The sequence below is a fragment of the Paenarthrobacter sp. Z7-10 genome (genome assembly GCF_026932795.1).
Classification (GTDB): Bacteria; Actinomycetota; Actinomycetes; order Actinomycetales; family Micrococcaceae; genus Arthrobacter_M.
Genome location: NZ_JADPVH010000049.1, coordinates 17,417 through 31,615 on the forward strand (window position 1 = coordinate 17,417; position 14,199 = coordinate 31,615).

The 14,199-nt window shown below is 63.5% G+C and carries 14 protein-coding genes, 1 pseudogene and 1 other annotated feature; of the genes and pseudogenes, 5 read left to right on the forward strand and 10 right to left on the reverse strand.

Features of this window, described 5'->3' with window-relative positions; all coding sequences use genetic code 11:
* Positions 1 to 103 precede the first annotated feature (103 nt).
* On the reverse strand, positions 104 to 1,456 hold the full coding sequence (locus IV498_RS14075) for a dihydrolipoyl dehydrogenase family protein (protein WP_269047590.1): 1,353 nt from the start codon (positions 1,454 to 1,456) through the stop codon (positions 104 to 106).
* Between the two features lie 475 nt (positions 1,457 to 1,931).
* Between IV498_RS14075 and IV498_RS14080 the strand changes: the two genes are divergently transcribed.
* On the forward strand, positions 1,932 to 2,372 hold the full coding sequence (locus IV498_RS14080) for a heavy metal-responsive transcriptional regulator (RefSeq protein ID WP_269047592.1): 441 nt from the start codon (positions 1,932 to 1,934) through the stop codon (positions 2,370 to 2,372).
* A 188-nt stretch (positions 2,373 to 2,560) separates the two neighbouring features.
* Here the strand turns inward: IV498_RS14080 and IV498_RS14085 are convergent, their stop codons facing one another.
* On the reverse strand, positions 2,561 to 2,755 hold the full coding sequence (locus IV498_RS14085) for a hypothetical protein (RefSeq protein ID WP_269047593.1): 195 nt from the start codon (positions 2,753 to 2,755) through the stop codon (positions 2,561 to 2,563).
* 32 nt (positions 2,756 to 2,787) lie between these two features.
* On the opposite strand from IV498_RS14085, the gene IV498_RS14090 reads away from it, so the two are divergent.
* Positions 2,788 to 3,123: a hypothetical protein gene (locus tag IV498_RS14090; protein ID WP_269047594.1), complete on the forward strand. Its 336-nt coding sequence runs from the start codon at positions 2,788 to 2,790 to the stop codon at positions 3,121 to 3,123.
* A gap of 56 nt (positions 3,124 to 3,179) precedes the next feature.
* On the opposite strand, the gene IV498_RS14095 is transcribed toward IV498_RS14090, so the two are convergent.
* From IV498_RS14095 to fadE16, 5 genes are read right to left on the reverse strand one after another with little or no spacing between them, the layout of a single operon-like run.
* Positions 3,180 to 3,569, reverse strand: coding sequence for an Rv1678 family membrane protein (locus IV498_RS14095; protein WP_269047595.1), 390 nt, complete (start codon positions 3,567 to 3,569; stop codon positions 3,180 to 3,182).
* Positions 3,566 to 4,114 (reverse strand): DoxX family protein, encoded by a 549-nt coding sequence (locus IV498_RS14100; protein WP_269047597.1) that lies wholly within the window; start codon positions 4,112 to 4,114, stop codon positions 3,566 to 3,568. The genes IV498_RS14095 and IV498_RS14100 overlap by 4 nt, the downstream gene beginning before the upstream one ends.
* Positions 4,115 to 4,131: 17 nt before the next feature.
* The gene (locus IV498_RS14105; RefSeq protein WP_269047599.1) at positions 4,132 to 5,130 is read right to left on the reverse strand and encodes an Rv1681 family radical SAM protein; all 999 of its coding nucleotides are present in this window, start codon (positions 5,128 to 5,130) and stop codon (positions 4,132 to 4,134) included.
* Complete coding sequence (locus IV498_RS14110; protein WP_269047601.1) at positions 5,124 to 5,948, reverse strand: Rv1680 family SBP-like protein; 825 nt, start codon at positions 5,946 to 5,948, stop codon at positions 5,124 to 5,126. Before IV498_RS14110 ends, IV498_RS14105 begins: the two co-directional genes overlap by 7 nt.
* A 7-nt stretch (positions 5,949 to 5,955) precedes the next feature.
* Entirely contained in the window at positions 5,956 to 7,089 is a 1,134-nt protein-coding gene (gene fadE16, locus IV498_RS14115; protein WP_269047602.1) for an Rv1679 family acyl-CoA dehydrogenase, read from the reverse strand.
* Positions 7,090 to 7,484: 395 nt separating this feature from the next.
* Here fadE16 and IV498_RS14120 point away from each other — a divergent pair.
* Positions 7,485 to 8,138: pseudogene (locus tag IV498_RS14120) on the forward strand (IS701 family transposase); the annotation flags it as partial.
* Positions 8,139 to 8,844: 706 nt separating this feature from the next.
* On the opposite strand, the gene IV498_RS14125 reads toward IV498_RS14120, so the two are convergent.
* Together IV498_RS14125 and IV498_RS14130 are read right to left on the reverse strand one after the other, a co-directional pair.
* Positions 8,845 to 9,813 carry a cytochrome c oxidase assembly protein gene (locus IV498_RS14125; protein ID WP_269047606.1) on the reverse strand — a complete coding sequence of 323 codons (969 nt, stop codon included), beginning with the start codon at positions 9,811 to 9,813 and terminating at the stop codon, positions 8,845 to 8,847.
* A 68-nt stretch (positions 9,814 to 9,881) separates the two neighbouring features.
* Positions 9,882 to 10,256 (reverse strand): MarR family transcriptional regulator, encoded by a 375-nt coding sequence (locus tag IV498_RS14130; RefSeq protein ID WP_269047608.1) that lies wholly within the window; start codon positions 10,254 to 10,256, stop codon positions 9,882 to 9,884.
* Between the two features lie 185 nt (positions 10,257 to 10,441).
* Between IV498_RS14130 and IV498_RS14135 the strand changes: the two genes are divergently transcribed.
* Complete coding sequence (locus tag IV498_RS14135; protein ID WP_269047610.1) at positions 10,442 to 12,691, forward strand: chloride channel protein; 2,250 nt, start codon at positions 10,442 to 10,444, stop codon at positions 12,689 to 12,691.
* Between the two features lie 182 nt (positions 12,692 to 12,873).
* On the opposite strand, the gene IV498_RS14140 is transcribed toward IV498_RS14135, so the two are convergent.
* The gene (locus IV498_RS14140; protein ID WP_269047612.1) at positions 12,874 to 13,068 is read right to left on the reverse strand and encodes a hypothetical protein; all 195 of its coding nucleotides are present in this window, start codon (positions 13,066 to 13,068) and stop codon (positions 12,874 to 12,876) included.
* Between the two features lie 751 nt (positions 13,069 to 13,819).
* Here IV498_RS14140 and IV498_RS14145 point away from each other — a divergent pair.
* Entirely contained in the window at positions 13,820 to 14,140 is a 321-nt protein-coding gene (locus tag IV498_RS14145) for a transposase (protein ID WP_269047613.1), read from the forward strand.
* Positions 14,098 to 14,199 (forward strand) — a sequence feature (AL1L pseudoknot). This feature is flagged as partial in the annotation. Its footprint overlaps the gene before it by 43 nt.

The window sequence follows — 14,199 nt, forward strand, 5'->3', positions numbered from 1 at the left end:
CGGCGTTTGGGCATTGCATATTTCCGATGCTTCTGGGCGGGTGATCGGCGCGTTGCTGGCGAAGGGGCGCGGCTGAACTCGACGTCGCGAAGGTGACCCGGTCTTAGAGCATTGAGCTCAGGTCGGACCCGACCGACGGATAGGTTGGCGTCATGGATTTGAGTTGTCGGGCGGTCAGTCCGTGTTTCATAGCCAGGCTGAAAGTGTTGGCGAGTTCGGCGTATCCGGCTCCGAACAGGTGCGCGCCGATTATGCGTTGGGTTGATTTATCGATGAGAATTTTGGCAGCGCCGGCGGTTTCCCCGATCCGGTAGTTCGAGTACCACTTACTTGTGTCGGAATACCGGACGTCCACGTTGAGTCCGTTGTCCCGGGCCTCGTGCTCCAGCATGCCGAGACGGACCAGTTCGGGGATCGTGAAGAGTGCCGTTGGAGTGGCGGCGTAGTCGGGAACGGTGAAACCGGAGTTCAACATGTTGGAAGCGGCGACTTTCGCCTCGAAAACGGCCACCGGAGTCAGCGGCAGACCTGCGGTGTCTGCCGAATCACCCGCGGCGTACACAGCGGGGTTTGTTGTGCTCTGCAGGTGCTCTGCGACAACAACGCCGTGTTTTCCGTAAGCCACGTCAGCCGCTTCGAGGTTCAACCGCGATAAGTCCGGGGTCCGCCCGGCACCGTGAACCACCAGGTCCGCATCAATGGTTGCGGGGCTGCCGCCCTCATCGAGGTGCACCCGGTAGCCGGCGCGGGTCTTCTCGACGCCCGTGATGCTTGTGCCACGCCGCACTTCAACCCCGGCCTCCGCACCGCGGTCAATCAGCAACTCGACGAGGTCCGCGTCGAAGGATTTCAGCGGGCGTTCTCCCCGGTCAAAGATGACCGGGGAGCTGCCCGCGCGGGCGGCGATGTGAGCGAACTCGAAGGAGACGAAACCGCCGCCCACGAACACAATGCGGGCAGGAAGGTTCTCCAGATTGAGGAACTCGGTGCTGTCAATGAGGTGTTCCTCGCCCGGGAAGTTCAAGGACCGGGGCGTGGCGCCGGTAGCGATCAGGACTTTGGACGTTTCGAACGTCGTCCCGGAGATCTGAACCTGAGCTGGTCCGGTGAAGCTGGCCCTCCCGTGCAGGGTCTCTACCCCCTGATCGCGCAGGTTATCTTCCATGCTCTGCGGTACGGGGTCGGTGAAGCCGTGCTTGTGACTCATCAGCTCGGCCCAGTTGAACGACAGTCCGTTGCTGTCGACTCCTTTGCCCTCCATCAGCCGGGCGCTCTCCACGATCTCAGCGCCGCGCCGCAGGATCTTCTTCGGGTCACATCCTCGCAACGCACACGTCCCGCCATAGGGAAGTGCATCGACGATCGCCACCCGCCACCCCGCCGAAGAGCACTTTGTCGCCGCGGCTGTCCCGGCCATCCCGGCACCGATGACGAACAGATCGTAGTTCTGAGGCATGTCAAACTTTCTGTTAGACAACGTCGCGTGGCTGCACTGACATTTCGCGTTGATCGGAGCACTCACGCGTGATGGATCCCCGGAAGTGGCGCAGACCGTTGCCGTTCGCCGTCGTCCCCGCCGTTCAGCCGGCGCCGACGGGTGAATGCAGCTTTTCGATGCTGGGGAGCCCACGGCCCCTTCCGGGGTCATGTAACGTCGGCATCCCAATCCCCCCGGCGCACCGGCTGCGAACATATCAGCGCCATTGATGAGAATGGTCCGCGAGCCGTGGAAGCCCACCCGCTCCGCCTCCTCTACCGTGTCCACGACCTGCCGGGTCAGGACCACGTCGGGCCGTTGCGCGGCAAGAGTCACGAGCCGGGCGTCGGCGACTGTCCAGTTCGAGCAACCGTCGAAATACGGCAGCGTGATCTCCATACCCGAAACCCTAAACCTTGAAGTTGAGTATAAGGTCAAGCGTTAGACTGAGATCATGCTCATCGGGGAAGTCAGCGCCGCCACCGGCATCGACACTCAAACCATCCGTTTCTACGAACGCCAAGGTCTGCTGCCCACCGCAAACCGGGCGCCGAACGGTTACCGAATCTACAATGATACTGTCATCAGCCGGCTGCAGTTTGTCCGCGCCTCCCAATCCGCCGGACTCACGCTGGCAGACATCACGGGCATCCTCACCCAGCGTGATTCCGGTGACGCACCCTGCGCCCACGTCTCGGGCCTCCTCGAGGAAAAACTCGCTGATGTCCGAGCACGCCAGTTCGAACTCGCCGCCCTGGCAGCTGATCTTGGACGACTCATTGAATCGAGTCACGATCTCGATCCAGCCGATTGCTCCGACGCCGATATCTGCCACATCATTTCAGCCCCGCGAGTTGGTCAGGACGAGGCATCGAACGCCCGGACCTTGCACTAAAGCCCCGCAGAAACTGACCTTGCAGCGATGCAAGGCCCCAGCCCAGTACGGATCGTTGGCGGCTACTATCAAGAGTTCCCGTTGTGCGAGCTAGCCATGGCGCCCAGATCTGAGCTGCCGCGGGGATTTCGGACAGCGGAATTTGTGGTTTCTTCTACGCGGCCGGCAGTTAGTAGGGTTTTGGGGTCTCATGCATTGAGCAGATCTTTCAGTTCCGTGATCTGGCTCGGCAGGGCCGCCAGTTCCTTGGGGCCGTAGTCGGTCGCCATGTCGATGATGTGCAACTGTGGGTTGATCGACAAGATGTGGCTTAGCCGGGGGCGTCGCCCGGTGTCCTCGGCGAGTTCTTTCGCTTCCAGTTCCTGCGGGCGCCCGTGGGGCATGCGAACCTGCCAAAGGTAAGGCTGAAGCTCAGGTGAGCCAAGCTGACGCTGACTCGTCCATGCTGCCACCTACCGTTTGGTGTGCGGAGCGCGACCTCGATGCGGTCACTAGCGAGTCGACGACCGAAGCGCTGTCCTATCAGCACCGCTGGTACTCCTACTACCAGCACGACGACGATAAACACCGGCCCAGCGCCAAGGCGGACTTCGTGTCCGAAAAGCACTGGACGAAGGAGAACGATCAGGACTGGAATGAGGACTCCGACGGCGAGGCTAAAGATGCGGGAGGACTGTTCACTGCGGGGAGTACGATTGCGGGGCAAAGTGACGTCGATTCCGGCCTGTGTGGCGTCAGCTCTGATAAATAAGGTGACAACTGGCCACCTGTGTTACCGCGAGTATCCGGAAATCAACGATGTTCTTGTCAACTTTTCTCTTGCAACGGCCGCGAGGTGATCCATATCGCGAGGAACGCGGCGCCGAGCCCAACCATCAAGGCGGCGGCGTTGACCGAGCCGGAGATGATGCCGATCGTCAGACCGTAGGTGACGAGGCGCACCAGTCCGATGACAATTAGGATCGTGCCGGCCGAGAACAGGAGCACGGGCATCCGCAGCGCGCAGCCCAGCGCGGCGAGGGTGCCCAGTCCGAGGAACACAAGTGCCTGCACCAGGTTGACCGAGACGAACTGCAGTGGCGTGTAGTGCACCAGCGCGAACAGGGCGCTCAGGGCGGCGAAGCCGGCGACTATCAGGCCGCGGGCCCGCCAATCCCTCGGCGTGGGGGCAGAACGGGTGTCCGCGGTGCCGCTCATGAGAGGACCATCGCGATCCGGGCCGGACGACCCGCCGCGGATGACCACCGAGGTCTCAGCAGCCCGTCGACGCCGGCGATACGCCCGGCCGCGGTCGCCAGGATTACGAATTGCGCGGCGAACATCAGGTAGTAACTCCACTGCCACTCTCCCGGCGTGTTCAGCACCGAGAGGGTGATGGCTATGGTCTGCAGGATACCGATGGCCGCCCAAAAGCGCGTCAGGAATCCCACGAGCAGGAACGCCCCGAGGCAGAACTCGACGATCAACACCCCCCAGCCGAAGAGCGCGAAGTTAGGGAAGATAACGTTCTGCACCAGCCAACTGAAGGGTTCGAGCACCGGATGCTTCACCGCGTCGGAGGTGAACTGGTACAGACCACTCTGGGAGGCCTGCCCGAAGTCGGGCGGGCGTTTCCAGTCCACGTTCTGGAGCCACATGAGCCCAACGGCGATCCGTACGGCCGCGAGCACGGCGCGGGCGGCGCGACCAGTCTCGATCTGGTTGATGCCCGACGCTTCCGTGGTCCGGGTTGTACTAGTCATGGCGTTCTCGTTCCGTTTCAGGCGCAGGCGAACATCGAGGTGGCGGCCGTCACCGACGACCACTGTTGGGTGAAGAGTTCGCTCACCCGGTCGAGCGTGGGAGCGAGCGGCAGGATCTGTCGACTCACGAGCGCGTTCTCGTCGAGCGCGGCAACTGGATGCCAGTAGATGCCTTCAGCCGTGACGGTCACCTCGGGGATGAGCGATTCGCGCGAGAACGCGACCCCCTCATCGGCGACGCCCTGGTGCGCGATGGGGCGGATCACCTGATCGGCTCGCGGGATTCCGAGCCCGTCGAAGAGGGCGTGCAGCTCGTCGAGGGCCGGGTCGTCGTGCGCCGAGATCGTCGCGGCGACCCGCACGGTGAAGCCCTCGGTGAGTGCAACCCGAATGCCGGCAAGCGCCCGCTTCCAACTGCCGGTGCCGCGGTGCAGGTCATGGACCTCGGCGGTGGGGGAGTCCACGCTGATCTGCAGCGCGAGTCCCTCGCGGGGCATCGCCTGCAGTTTGCGCAGGCCCTGGCCACGGAACAGCATCCCGTTGGTCAGTAGGGTGGTCGGCAGCCGGTCGACGCAGGCCTGCACGATCGCATCGATGTCGGGCAGCAGGAACGGCTCGCCGCCGGTGAGATACAGCTCGCGCACGCCCCACGCGGCGGCTTCGGCGACGAGCGCCTGGATGGCGTCGATACCGAGTAGTCGCTGGTCGGTCTTCGGCGAGGAAGCGACGCAGCAGTAGTCGCAGGCCAGGTTGCAGTGGAAGTTCGTGTACAGCCACAGCCGGGCACCAGGCATCCGGTCGGCGGGGATCATCGAGGCCGGGTTGCGCGGCCGGCCCCGACCGACGGTGACGTTACCGGTGTCCTGCTCGACCATCAGGGTACTGACGAGGGTGTTGCCGGTCTTCTCGCACCAGCGGCGCACGAGTTCAAGTTCGCTTGCTGACGCCACCGCGAACTCGGCAGTGTCACCCTCGGCGAGCTGTTCGACGGTGCGCATCAGCGCCATGACTACCATCGAGCGTCCACCCCCTGCTCCTCGATCGCCTCGAACAGACCCGTATAGCCCTCCAGATGCGGCTGCACCCATTCGGTCAGTCCCTCCAGCTCGAGGATGCGCCGGTGTGCGGGAACCTCCCAGTCCATGGCGAGCAGCTTCGCCACCCACGGCGCGTACACTGACTCGGGCAGGGTGTCGAGGGCGGTGAACATGCAGTGCGAGTAGGTCTCGGTCTGCCATACCGGCTCGAGCATCCCGGGCATCAGCTCGCCGCGGCCGAGGTTCTCCCAGACCGTGATGCCGATGGCGGCGACATCAGCATCACCGGCAAGTACCGCGTCGATCGCGTCCAGCTCGCTGCGGCCGGTGTCACCGTGCTTGCCGATGTCACTGTCAAAGCGTCGCAACTGCATGTGCTTTACATCCACGCCGGCTGCGCGGAGGTAGTGCAGGGGCAGGATCGCGGCGTGAGCTGAGTCCGCCGACCCGAGTGCCAGGCGCCGGGTCGCGATGTCGCTGGGGCCGGACCATCCGCTTCCCGCGGCCGCCACGAACACCGTCGAAAACGCGGCGTCCGTGTCGCGCATGGCGAGCGCCCGCACATGCCCATCGGTCTGCAGCACGGCACGCGCGTAAGCCAGGTTGGTATTCCAGGCAATGTCGATCATCCCGGCCTGCAAAGCGTCGACCAAGCGGCCGTAGTTGGAGAACAGCACGAAATCCATGGCCGAAGCGGGCTCGTCAAAGTAGTCGCGAATGCCTTCCCAGATGGGAACGACGTTCGGCGTGTAGGCGACCGCTCCGACGAGCAGGGGGGCTCCGATTAGCTTCGACATCCGGCGCTCAGAACAGTGGAAGGCCGGTGAGGGCCTTGCCGTAGAAATCGTAGAGCACGTCGGCGGTGGGGGCCATGACCGAGCCGGCGCGCGCATCCCGGAACGCACGCTCGATCGGCAGATGCTTCGAGAACGCCGCACCTCCGCAGACCCGCATCGCCGATTCGGTAATTGTCAGCGCGGCGTCGTTCGCCGAGGCTTTCACCCCGAGCACGAACAGCGCGGTGTCATCGGCTGGGGTCGCGACCCGTGCGGCTGCCTGCGCAAGGTAGGAGCGCTGGACGGCGAGTGCAATGCTCATTTTCGCCACTTGGGCACGGATGGTCGGTAACGCGGACAGCGCCTGGTCCAGATGCTGCAGTCGGACGCCGGTCACGTGTGTCGTCGCCGCGTCCACCGCCGCCCGAGAGAGCCCGAGCGACACAGCAGAGTTGCCCAGGTTAAACCACGGCAGCACGGCGGCCATCATCGTGGCGAACCCGCTGCCTGCCTCGCCGATGCGATAGCTGGACGGTATCGTCACCGACACTGACATCGGGCTCGACGCGTTGCCGCGCAGCCCCAGCCCGCTCCAGGGACCGGCGATCTCCAGACCCGCGGTGGCGGACGGGATCGCGTACAGGTCGACTGTCTCGGGGTCGACCGCGCTCCTCGATGACATCACATACACATCGGCGTAGCCGGCCGAGGTCACCCAGCTCTTGTCGGCCGTGAAGCGCAGGTCGTCCCCGTCGGCGACGGATTCCGACACGGGAGCCCAGAAGTGCGAGCGCGACCCTTTTTCACTGAAGGCGAGGGTGCCTAGAACCTCGCCCGACGCCATCCGCGAGAGGAGGTCCGTCATCGCGGCTGGGGGGGCGGATGCCACGGTCACCGCGGCAGCGACATGCATCAGATAGATCATCGCGGTCGAACCGCAGGCGGCGGCGATGGAGCCGATCACCTCGATGAACTCGGCTGGACCGGCGCCCATGCCTCCGGCGTCCTCGCTGATCACCAGCCCGAGCAGGCCGCTCGTGCGGAGCGCCGCAACTGAATCGATGGGGAAGATGCCGTCGGTATCGACCTGGTCGGCGTGAGCCGCGGCCACTGCCGTCACCTGCGCGACCGTCTCGTCAAGCGTCGTCTGAGTCATGGTCATCCGGTGTCCTGTCATCGTTGATCAAGTATCTCGACACCGCTTTCGCGGCGAGGGTTTGGCTAAGTATGCACCCTCGGGAAGTCACGTGCGTATTTGGCACGCTCCAAATAAGGCAACCCGGCGCGCAGGCTGCGAACGGCGTGTTCATCGTGGCGTGAAGTCTCGTTTCCGCGGAAGCCCAGTGTTTGCAAGGGCCAGAAGCCGGTTCGAGTCGCACCTCGGGCACAGTGTTACGACAGGTCAGGCGCCTGTTTGCTTCTGATCCGTACACAAAACCCGCCAAAGTGTGGACACGAAGCGCGCCGGACGCGGGCGGCCTCGCGGTATCTAGTAGTACTTAGTCATGTCTGCGTGGCGGCTTTTAATCCCTAACCGATCCTGTTAATTTTCCTGACATGAAACCGGATGAGCTTGCCGAGACCAAAGCGGAACTGGAAGCGTTCGTTCAGGATGTGTTCGCGTCTGTTCCGCGGGCGGATCAGCGGAACAAGGGGAGCCTGTATCTGCACGGTCTGATGCTGGACGGGCGGCGGAAGTCCATGCAGCCGATGGGTGCCCGGCTCGGGATTGATGACCAGCAGCTGCAGCAGTTCGTCTCCACCTCGCCGTGGAAGGTCGAGCCGGTGCGCCGGGTCCTGGTGCGCAGAGCCGTGGAGGTGATCGGCCCCGATGCCTGGGTGGTTGACGATACCGGATTCAAGAAGGAAGGCGACTCCTCTCCCGGTGTCGCCCGGCAGTATTCGGGCACGTTGGGCAAGATCGGCAACTGCCAGATCGCCGTGAGTATCCACGCCGCGACCGATAAGGCCTCCTGCCCGCTGGACTGGCGGCTCTACATACCCCAGGCCTGGGATGACACGTCCGCGGACACGAATGCCCAAGCGGAAATGATCGCCGCACGCCGGGCCAAGGCGCAGATACCCGAGGTCCAACGCCATCGTACGAAATGGGCGATGGCGCTGGAGATGATCAACGAACTCGGGACCTGGGGCTACCGGCCTCCGATCCTGGTCGGGGACGCCGGCTACGGGGAGATCACCGCGTTACGCAATATTCTTCCGAATTCGTCCCCATCGAAGATGCCGCGGCGCAGCGTGAGCAGATCGGCACAATATTTCCGATTACGATCAGTGCTCGCCGCGGCAGGCACGCCCCTCGGGTCACGGCGCAGTCCGTCGCGTGCCCTTCGCCACAGTTGTGCTGAGTCATTCGTTCGTGACTATGCAGCGCTCAGGTCATGCCCGAAACGGGCCAGGGCGAACCGCACCACCACGTCCTCGTGGCCCCTCGCACGACGTCGATCAAACCTCCCCTTCATTATGGTGCCGAAACCGCCATACCCTCGAGACAAGTCGGGCCGGATGGACTGCCACGCTACCAGACCGCCCTTTCGGCACTGACGATTTCTCGAATATGCCCGCAGTTAGCTCAGGGTAAGCCCTGACGTCACTTAGACCGGAAAGAAGGTCCCGTTGCCCCGCAATCGTCTCCCCCTCCGCGAACAATCCTTCCTCCTCGGCACCGCCCTGCAGGACCAGCCCAAGAGATCCGAATGCGACCACGAAGCCGGCGCACATGCTGGCCCCGCAGAGCAAGGCGCCCGCAATGCGGCCGCCAGTCGGTCCGGACCTGGTTCCGGCAAAGAGTGCCAGATAAGCGGGCAACATGGGGAATCCGCAGGGGTTCACCGCGGCTACCAGACCCAGTGTGAAGGAGTAGAGGACCAGTCCCGCAACGGCGTCAGGGTGACTCATCTCAATGCCTGATGCCGTTCCGCAGATTCAGTGCCTGCAGATAGTCGTTGTAGTTGTCCAAATCGGCGTCGCCCTCGCGTGCGACGCGGCGATCCGCCGTGCGGGTCGCGCGCTGGTCGGACTTTTGCCACTTCAGAACAAGTGCGCCGAGCACCAGCAGCGTGGGTAGCTCGGTGAAACCCCAAGCAATTCCGCCGCCCGTGGCCTGGTCTGTCAGTGGCGACAGGTGCCAGCCGGGGACGGCCGTGGAGTAAAAGCCCACCAGCAGGCTGGTGGACATCATGACTACTACTCCGAAGAAGGCGTGGAACGGGGCGGTGGCCGCCAGCTCGAGGACCGGCAGGACAGGTCCCGCCACGGTGCGGAGTCCGCGCGCCGATTTTCGCGGCGACGGGTCGACGCCGAGCACCCCCCAGAAATAGAGAAAGCCGATGAGCAGGAAGTGCACCAGCATCAGATTATGGCCCCACCAAGTACCCATCAGGTAATCGAAGGCGGGCGTGAAGTAAAGGCCATACAGGCTCATGATAAACAGTACAAACGTGACCGCGGGATGCGTCAGCAGCGCCGCCACTCTGGTATGCAGGAGCCAGAGGACTCCCCGGCGCAGAGATCCCCTTCGCCCCGAGCCTGCGGGCAGCGCCCGCAGCAAGAGCGTGATCGGGGCTCCGAGAACGAGTAAGACGGGAGAGAACATGTTCAGCACCATGTGCTGAATCATGTGGATGCTGAAGAGCTCCATTCCGTAGCCGTCGATCCCGGTGGCAGTAACCATCAGTATCGAAGCGACGCCCGCGAGCCAGGAGAGGGTGCGTCCCATCGGCCAGTGGATGCCGCGGCGGTGCAGGCGGAGGACGCCCCAGCCATAGGCAACCAGCAGGGCGACTACGATCAGTGGCAACACGGGAAGGGGTTGGGGGTGCCACGCCAGCACCCGTGCCAAGGTCGGCGCCTGCTGGGGCATCCACATGGGTCCACTCATGGAAGAAACCGCAGCGCCTCCGGCAGGAGCGGGTAATGCGGTTGGCCAGGGCACTCCTAGATCCCCAATATCAGTGTTTCGTCGGCCGCCGGCTCACCGGCGGCGCGCGCGAATACCTCGAACCCCGCCAACACGGTTTCCTGTTCGGAAGTCGAGAGGCGATCCAAGACATCGGAGATTTCCTGCCGCCGGGCGCGGGTGACATCCGAGTAGACGCGTGAGCCCTCGTCGGTAAGGGAGATGATCACCTCGCGCCGACTCTCAGAACTCGCCGTACGGGTGATCAGTCCGCCGGAAACCATCCGGTCAGCGAAGCGGCTGAAGCTGGACTGGTTGGCTCCGAGGTGTAAGGCGAGATCTCCCATTCGCAGCGGGCCGAAGTTGGACAGCACCACCAGTACCCGGAACTGCGGGAGGGTGACCGCGTCCATGACGGGTGCCAACGATCGGGCTATGACACCCAATAGCGCCCGTGACGCCGTCAACGACCTGTCAACGACTTCTTGCCCTGGTTGCCCCGCAGCGCGATGCCGTGATGGTTGGTCCAGTCCTGATGGGAATGTCATAGTTGCTATACTACATATAATGCATTAGATCATCTACAAAAGGTTTTTACTTGACAGCGCAGCACCCAATCGCCCGGCCATGGCCCCTAAGGGGACCCGGGAGCCCTCTTCAATTCAGGCTCGCCGGAACGTCCTATCAACTGGTGGCGATGGCCGTTCTCGTCGGTGCCGGAGCGGGACTGGCTGCCGTCGCCTTTCGCTGGCTGATCACCACCGCCACGCTCATCTTTACCGGCACGGGCGATTACTCCGCCAGCCACGGCCACCCTGGCCATCCGTGGCTGCCCTGGCTGGGCGGGGCGTTCGTAGTCCTTGCCCCGGTCGTGGGCGGCCTGGTCTACGGGCCCTTGGTCCAGCGGTTCGCCCCGGAGGCCCGTGGTCATGGAGTTCCCGAGGTCATGTACGCCGTCAGCCAGCACGGGGGCCGGATCAAGGGCCGCGTGGCGCTAGTGAAGGCGCTGGCCTCGGCCATTTGTATCGGGTCCGGAGGATCGGTTGGCAGGGAGGGGCCGATCGTGCAGATCGGCTCGGCACTGGGATCCTGGCTCGCACGCGTATTCCGGATGCCCGAATCCAGAGTCCGGGCCCTGGTTGCCTGCGGTGCTGCCGGCGGAATCGCTGCCACGTTCAACGCCCCGATCGCCGGGGTATTCTTCGCGCTGGAACTCCTGCTGTCGGACTTTGCCGCCGGATCCTTCGGCGCGGTGGTCTTGGCCTCCGTAACGGCATCCATCATCGGGCGGGCATTCCTGGGAAACCAAGCGTTCCTGACGCTGCCTCCCTTTACGATCACCTCAGCCGCAGAATACCCGTTGTTTATCCTGCTGGGCCTGCTCGCAGCAGTTACCGGTGTTGGCTTCACCCGGATTTTGTACAAGATCGAAGATCTGTGCGACTGGGCATGGAGAGGTCCGGCGTGGCTGCGACCCGTGGCTGGGGGGGTCCTTCTCGGGTTGCTCCTGCTGATTCTGCCGCAGATGTACGGGGTCGGTTACCCCGTCCTGCAGGCGGGCGTCGCAGGCACGTACGCCATCGGATTCCTGGTCGTATTGCTGGTCGGCAAGATCGTTGCCACCAGCCTGACGATCGGTATCGGAGGCTCCGGCGGTGTCTTCGCGCCGTCGCTGTTCATCGGAGCGATGCTCGGGGCTGCGTTCGGCGAGGTAGCCGGACTCTTGCAGCCGGACCTGCACGGACAGGTCGGAGCTTTCGCACTGGTGGGGATGGGGGCAGTCTTCGCCGGAGCAGCGCGGGCGCCCATCACCGCAGTCATCATCATGTTCGAGCTGACGGGGGAATACTCCATCATTCTGCCCCTGATGCTGGCCATCGTCGTCGCCACGGGCGTTTCGAAGGCCATGAGTAAGGACACCGTCTACACCCTCAAGCTGCGCCGCCGCGGAGTGGATCTTGAGCGACACCCGGGCACGGAGATGCTGCGCGGCACGCGCGTCGAGGGAATCATGGACACCTCCCTGCGTGCACTTCCCGGGGACCTCAGTATTGCCGACGGTGCACTGCGGCTGCTGGCGTCAAAACATCCTGCCCTTCCCGTCACGGATGCCGACGGGAGGCTGATCGGCATTGTCACCGTTCAACATCTCGCTGCCGTGCTGAGCAGTGATGACGACGGCGATCGGATTCCGCTTTCCGATGTCGCCGAAATGCCGGCCACCGTGTTGCCCAACGTCACGCTGGAGTCAGTGCTGCATGCGGTACTGGATTCGTCCGGAAGCGCGGGGATACCGGTGATGGACGACGACGGCACGCTGCGAGGCTGGCTCAACCAGGAAGCAATCCTGCGGATTCTCTCTCGTGCGGCGACTGCGGTGCCTGCGAAAACAACCGGGACGGCGCGCCCGGGTCCATCCGGACCACGGCGGCGTCCCCGAATCCGGCATCCGCGGAACAAGCCGAAGACCCCAACGACGAAATCACGAAACCGCATGTCGCATAGCGGCAATGGCAACTGCACTGGAGCAAACATGAACGATCAGTCAGCCGAATCCCAACTCCCGCTCTCCGGTCTCGACCCGACCGAGCGTCCCCAGGTCCACACCAACGGGGGAACGTTCCTGATCTATCCGGACGGGCACGTCAGCACGGTGACAAATGAAAAGTACGAGCACGCCCGACGCGCCCTGGCACGTGCCGCTCTCGAGGATCCCAGGCCTGCGGCACAGGCCCGGGCAGAAGCAGATTTCATGACGGCGGAAACCGAATGTTTCCGTGAATTCGGTCTTGTCCGCCGCGGGAAAGAATGGGTGTTCGCCACGTCGCTGCAAGCGCAGCGGCAGTAAGCGGCCGCCCCGGCCGTGGGCTCATTGCATACATTGGGGTCCCACGGGTATTAAATGATGCTGATCCAGCCGTCTTCGCCCAAACTCAGGTCGGCGATCGTCGCGCCGCCGGTAGGGGAATCCTTTCCAACAGTTAGTCGGTGGAGGCCGTGCTGTCCGTCGCTGAACCGCATTCCCGAAGCCTAGGGCTGCTGTTCGAGGTGACGCATCGGAACCCGGAACTTCGAGGCCAGGTACGGAATCAGACCCCCCTGAACGATCATTGAAATGAGGACGACAATGAAGATGATTGAATAAAGTGTTTGCGCGTGGGCCGTACCCGAGCCGAGGATGAACATGCCCACTGAGATGCTCAACCCCAGGATCACGGATGCCACAATTTCCGAGATACTTGCGATTCCGGAGGCGAAGCGCTCGATCTAAATCTTGTACAGTACCCGGGCGTCGCCGATGATGATCCCGGCAGGAAGACGGCGAGGAAGCCTGATCCGTGCCGACGGCGGCACCAACGGCCGTTTGCAGCGCGAACTCTCCGACGCCACCGGCCACCGCTTGAATCCCGGTTCCACTGACGCCGAGCAGACTCGCCATGAGCACCTGGCCTGATGAACGCATTGGCCGTGCCGGCCGACCGGTTTCGATTCAAGGTCTCCTTAAAGGCCCGGGCGCCGCGCACCTAATTTTGGGTACGCAGCGGGAGAACATGCTTGACCATGTCTGGGATGACCGACGAGCCAACGGTGCAGTCGGCGACGGCGCGGCATCGGCCGCGCGGCCTTCGCCGCCAAGTCGCGTGCCGTGCGTTAGGCTGCCCCGGAACATGGCTGCATCCAGCCGTGTTAGGCCCGCTGATGAGCGGGCCGATCCAGAGGCATCCACACTTTTCTAATAGATTTTCCCGTGCAAAGGAAGAGATGAAAGGACTGGCGGCCCTTGGCCTGTCGTCTTTTTTGGTGTTCTACCGGCACGCTTGCCCTGAATTTGGTGGTGGAGTGGCTCGGCAGTGCCCTCACGTGTTCATGAGACCTGGTACTCGCCAGCTCACACCACGTTATTTGGCGTCCGCTGCACGACCTGAACCGCCCCGGGTTTAATGGAGGGTGTTGAGTCCTTGAAAGGATGAGCACCATGGCAGCACCAAAGAAGTATCCTGATGAGCTTCGCCAGAGGGCGGTCCGCCTGGTGATGGACGCCCAGAAGAATCCCAGTGGCCGGCGTGGCGCGTTTACCAGGATCGGCGCGCAGCTGGGCATCCCGGCGGACACGATCCGTGGCTGGGTCCGCACAGTGGAGATCGATCAGGGCGTGCGTCCTGGCACTACTACCGATGAGGCAACCCGCGTGGCTGAGCTGGAGCGTGAAGTGGTTGAGTTGCGCCGGGCCAACGCGATCTTGAAATCAGCATCGGCTTTTTTCGCGGCGGAGCTCGACCGCCCCTCCCGACGATGATCGCCTACATCGATGAGAACAAGGACGAATATGGGGTCGAGCCGATCTGCAAACAGCTG

Bases quoted from the DNA above. Each gene is read 5' to 3' on its own strand.
- IV498_RS14075 (WP_269047590.1), bottom strand. From the start codon at position 1,456: ATGCCTCAGAACTACGATCTGTTCGTCATCGGTGCCGGGATGGCCGGG.
- IV498_RS14080 (WP_269047592.1), top strand. From the start codon at position 1,932: ATGCTCATCGGGGAAGTCAGCGCCGCCACCGGCATCGACACTCAAACC.
- IV498_RS14085 (WP_269047593.1), bottom strand. From the start codon at position 2,755: ATGCCCCACGGGCGCCCGCAGGAACTGGAAGCGAAAGAACTCGCCGAG.
- IV498_RS14095 (WP_269047595.1), bottom strand. From the start codon at position 3,569: ATGAGCGGCACCGCGGACACCCGTTCTGCCCCCACGCCGAGGGATTGG.
- IV498_RS14100 (WP_269047597.1), bottom strand. From the start codon at position 4,114: ATGACTAGTACAACCCGGACCACGGAAGCGTCGGGCATCAACCAGATC.
- IV498_RS14105 (WP_269047599.1), bottom strand. From the start codon at position 5,130: ATGGTAGTCATGGCGCTGATGCGCACCGTCGAACAGCTCGCCGAGGGT.
- IV498_RS14110 (WP_269047601.1), bottom strand. From the start codon at position 5,948: ATGTCGAAGCTAATCGGAGCCCCCCTGCTCGTCGGAGCGGTCGCCTAC.
- fadE16 (WP_269047602.1), bottom strand. From the start codon at position 7,089: ATGACCATGACTCAGACGACGCTTGACGAGACGGTCGCGCAGGTGACG.
- IV498_RS14125 (WP_269047606.1), bottom strand. From the start codon at position 9,813: ATGTGGATGCCCCAGCAGGCGCCGACCTTGGCACGGGTGCTGGCGTGG.
- IV498_RS14130 (WP_269047608.1), bottom strand. From the start codon at position 10,256: ATGGACGCGGTCACCCTCCCGCAGTTCCGGGTACTGGTGGTGCTGTCC.
- IV498_RS14145 (WP_269047613.1), top strand. From the start codon at position 13,820: ATGGCAGCACCAAAGAAGTATCCTGATGAGCTTCGCCAGAGGGCGGTC.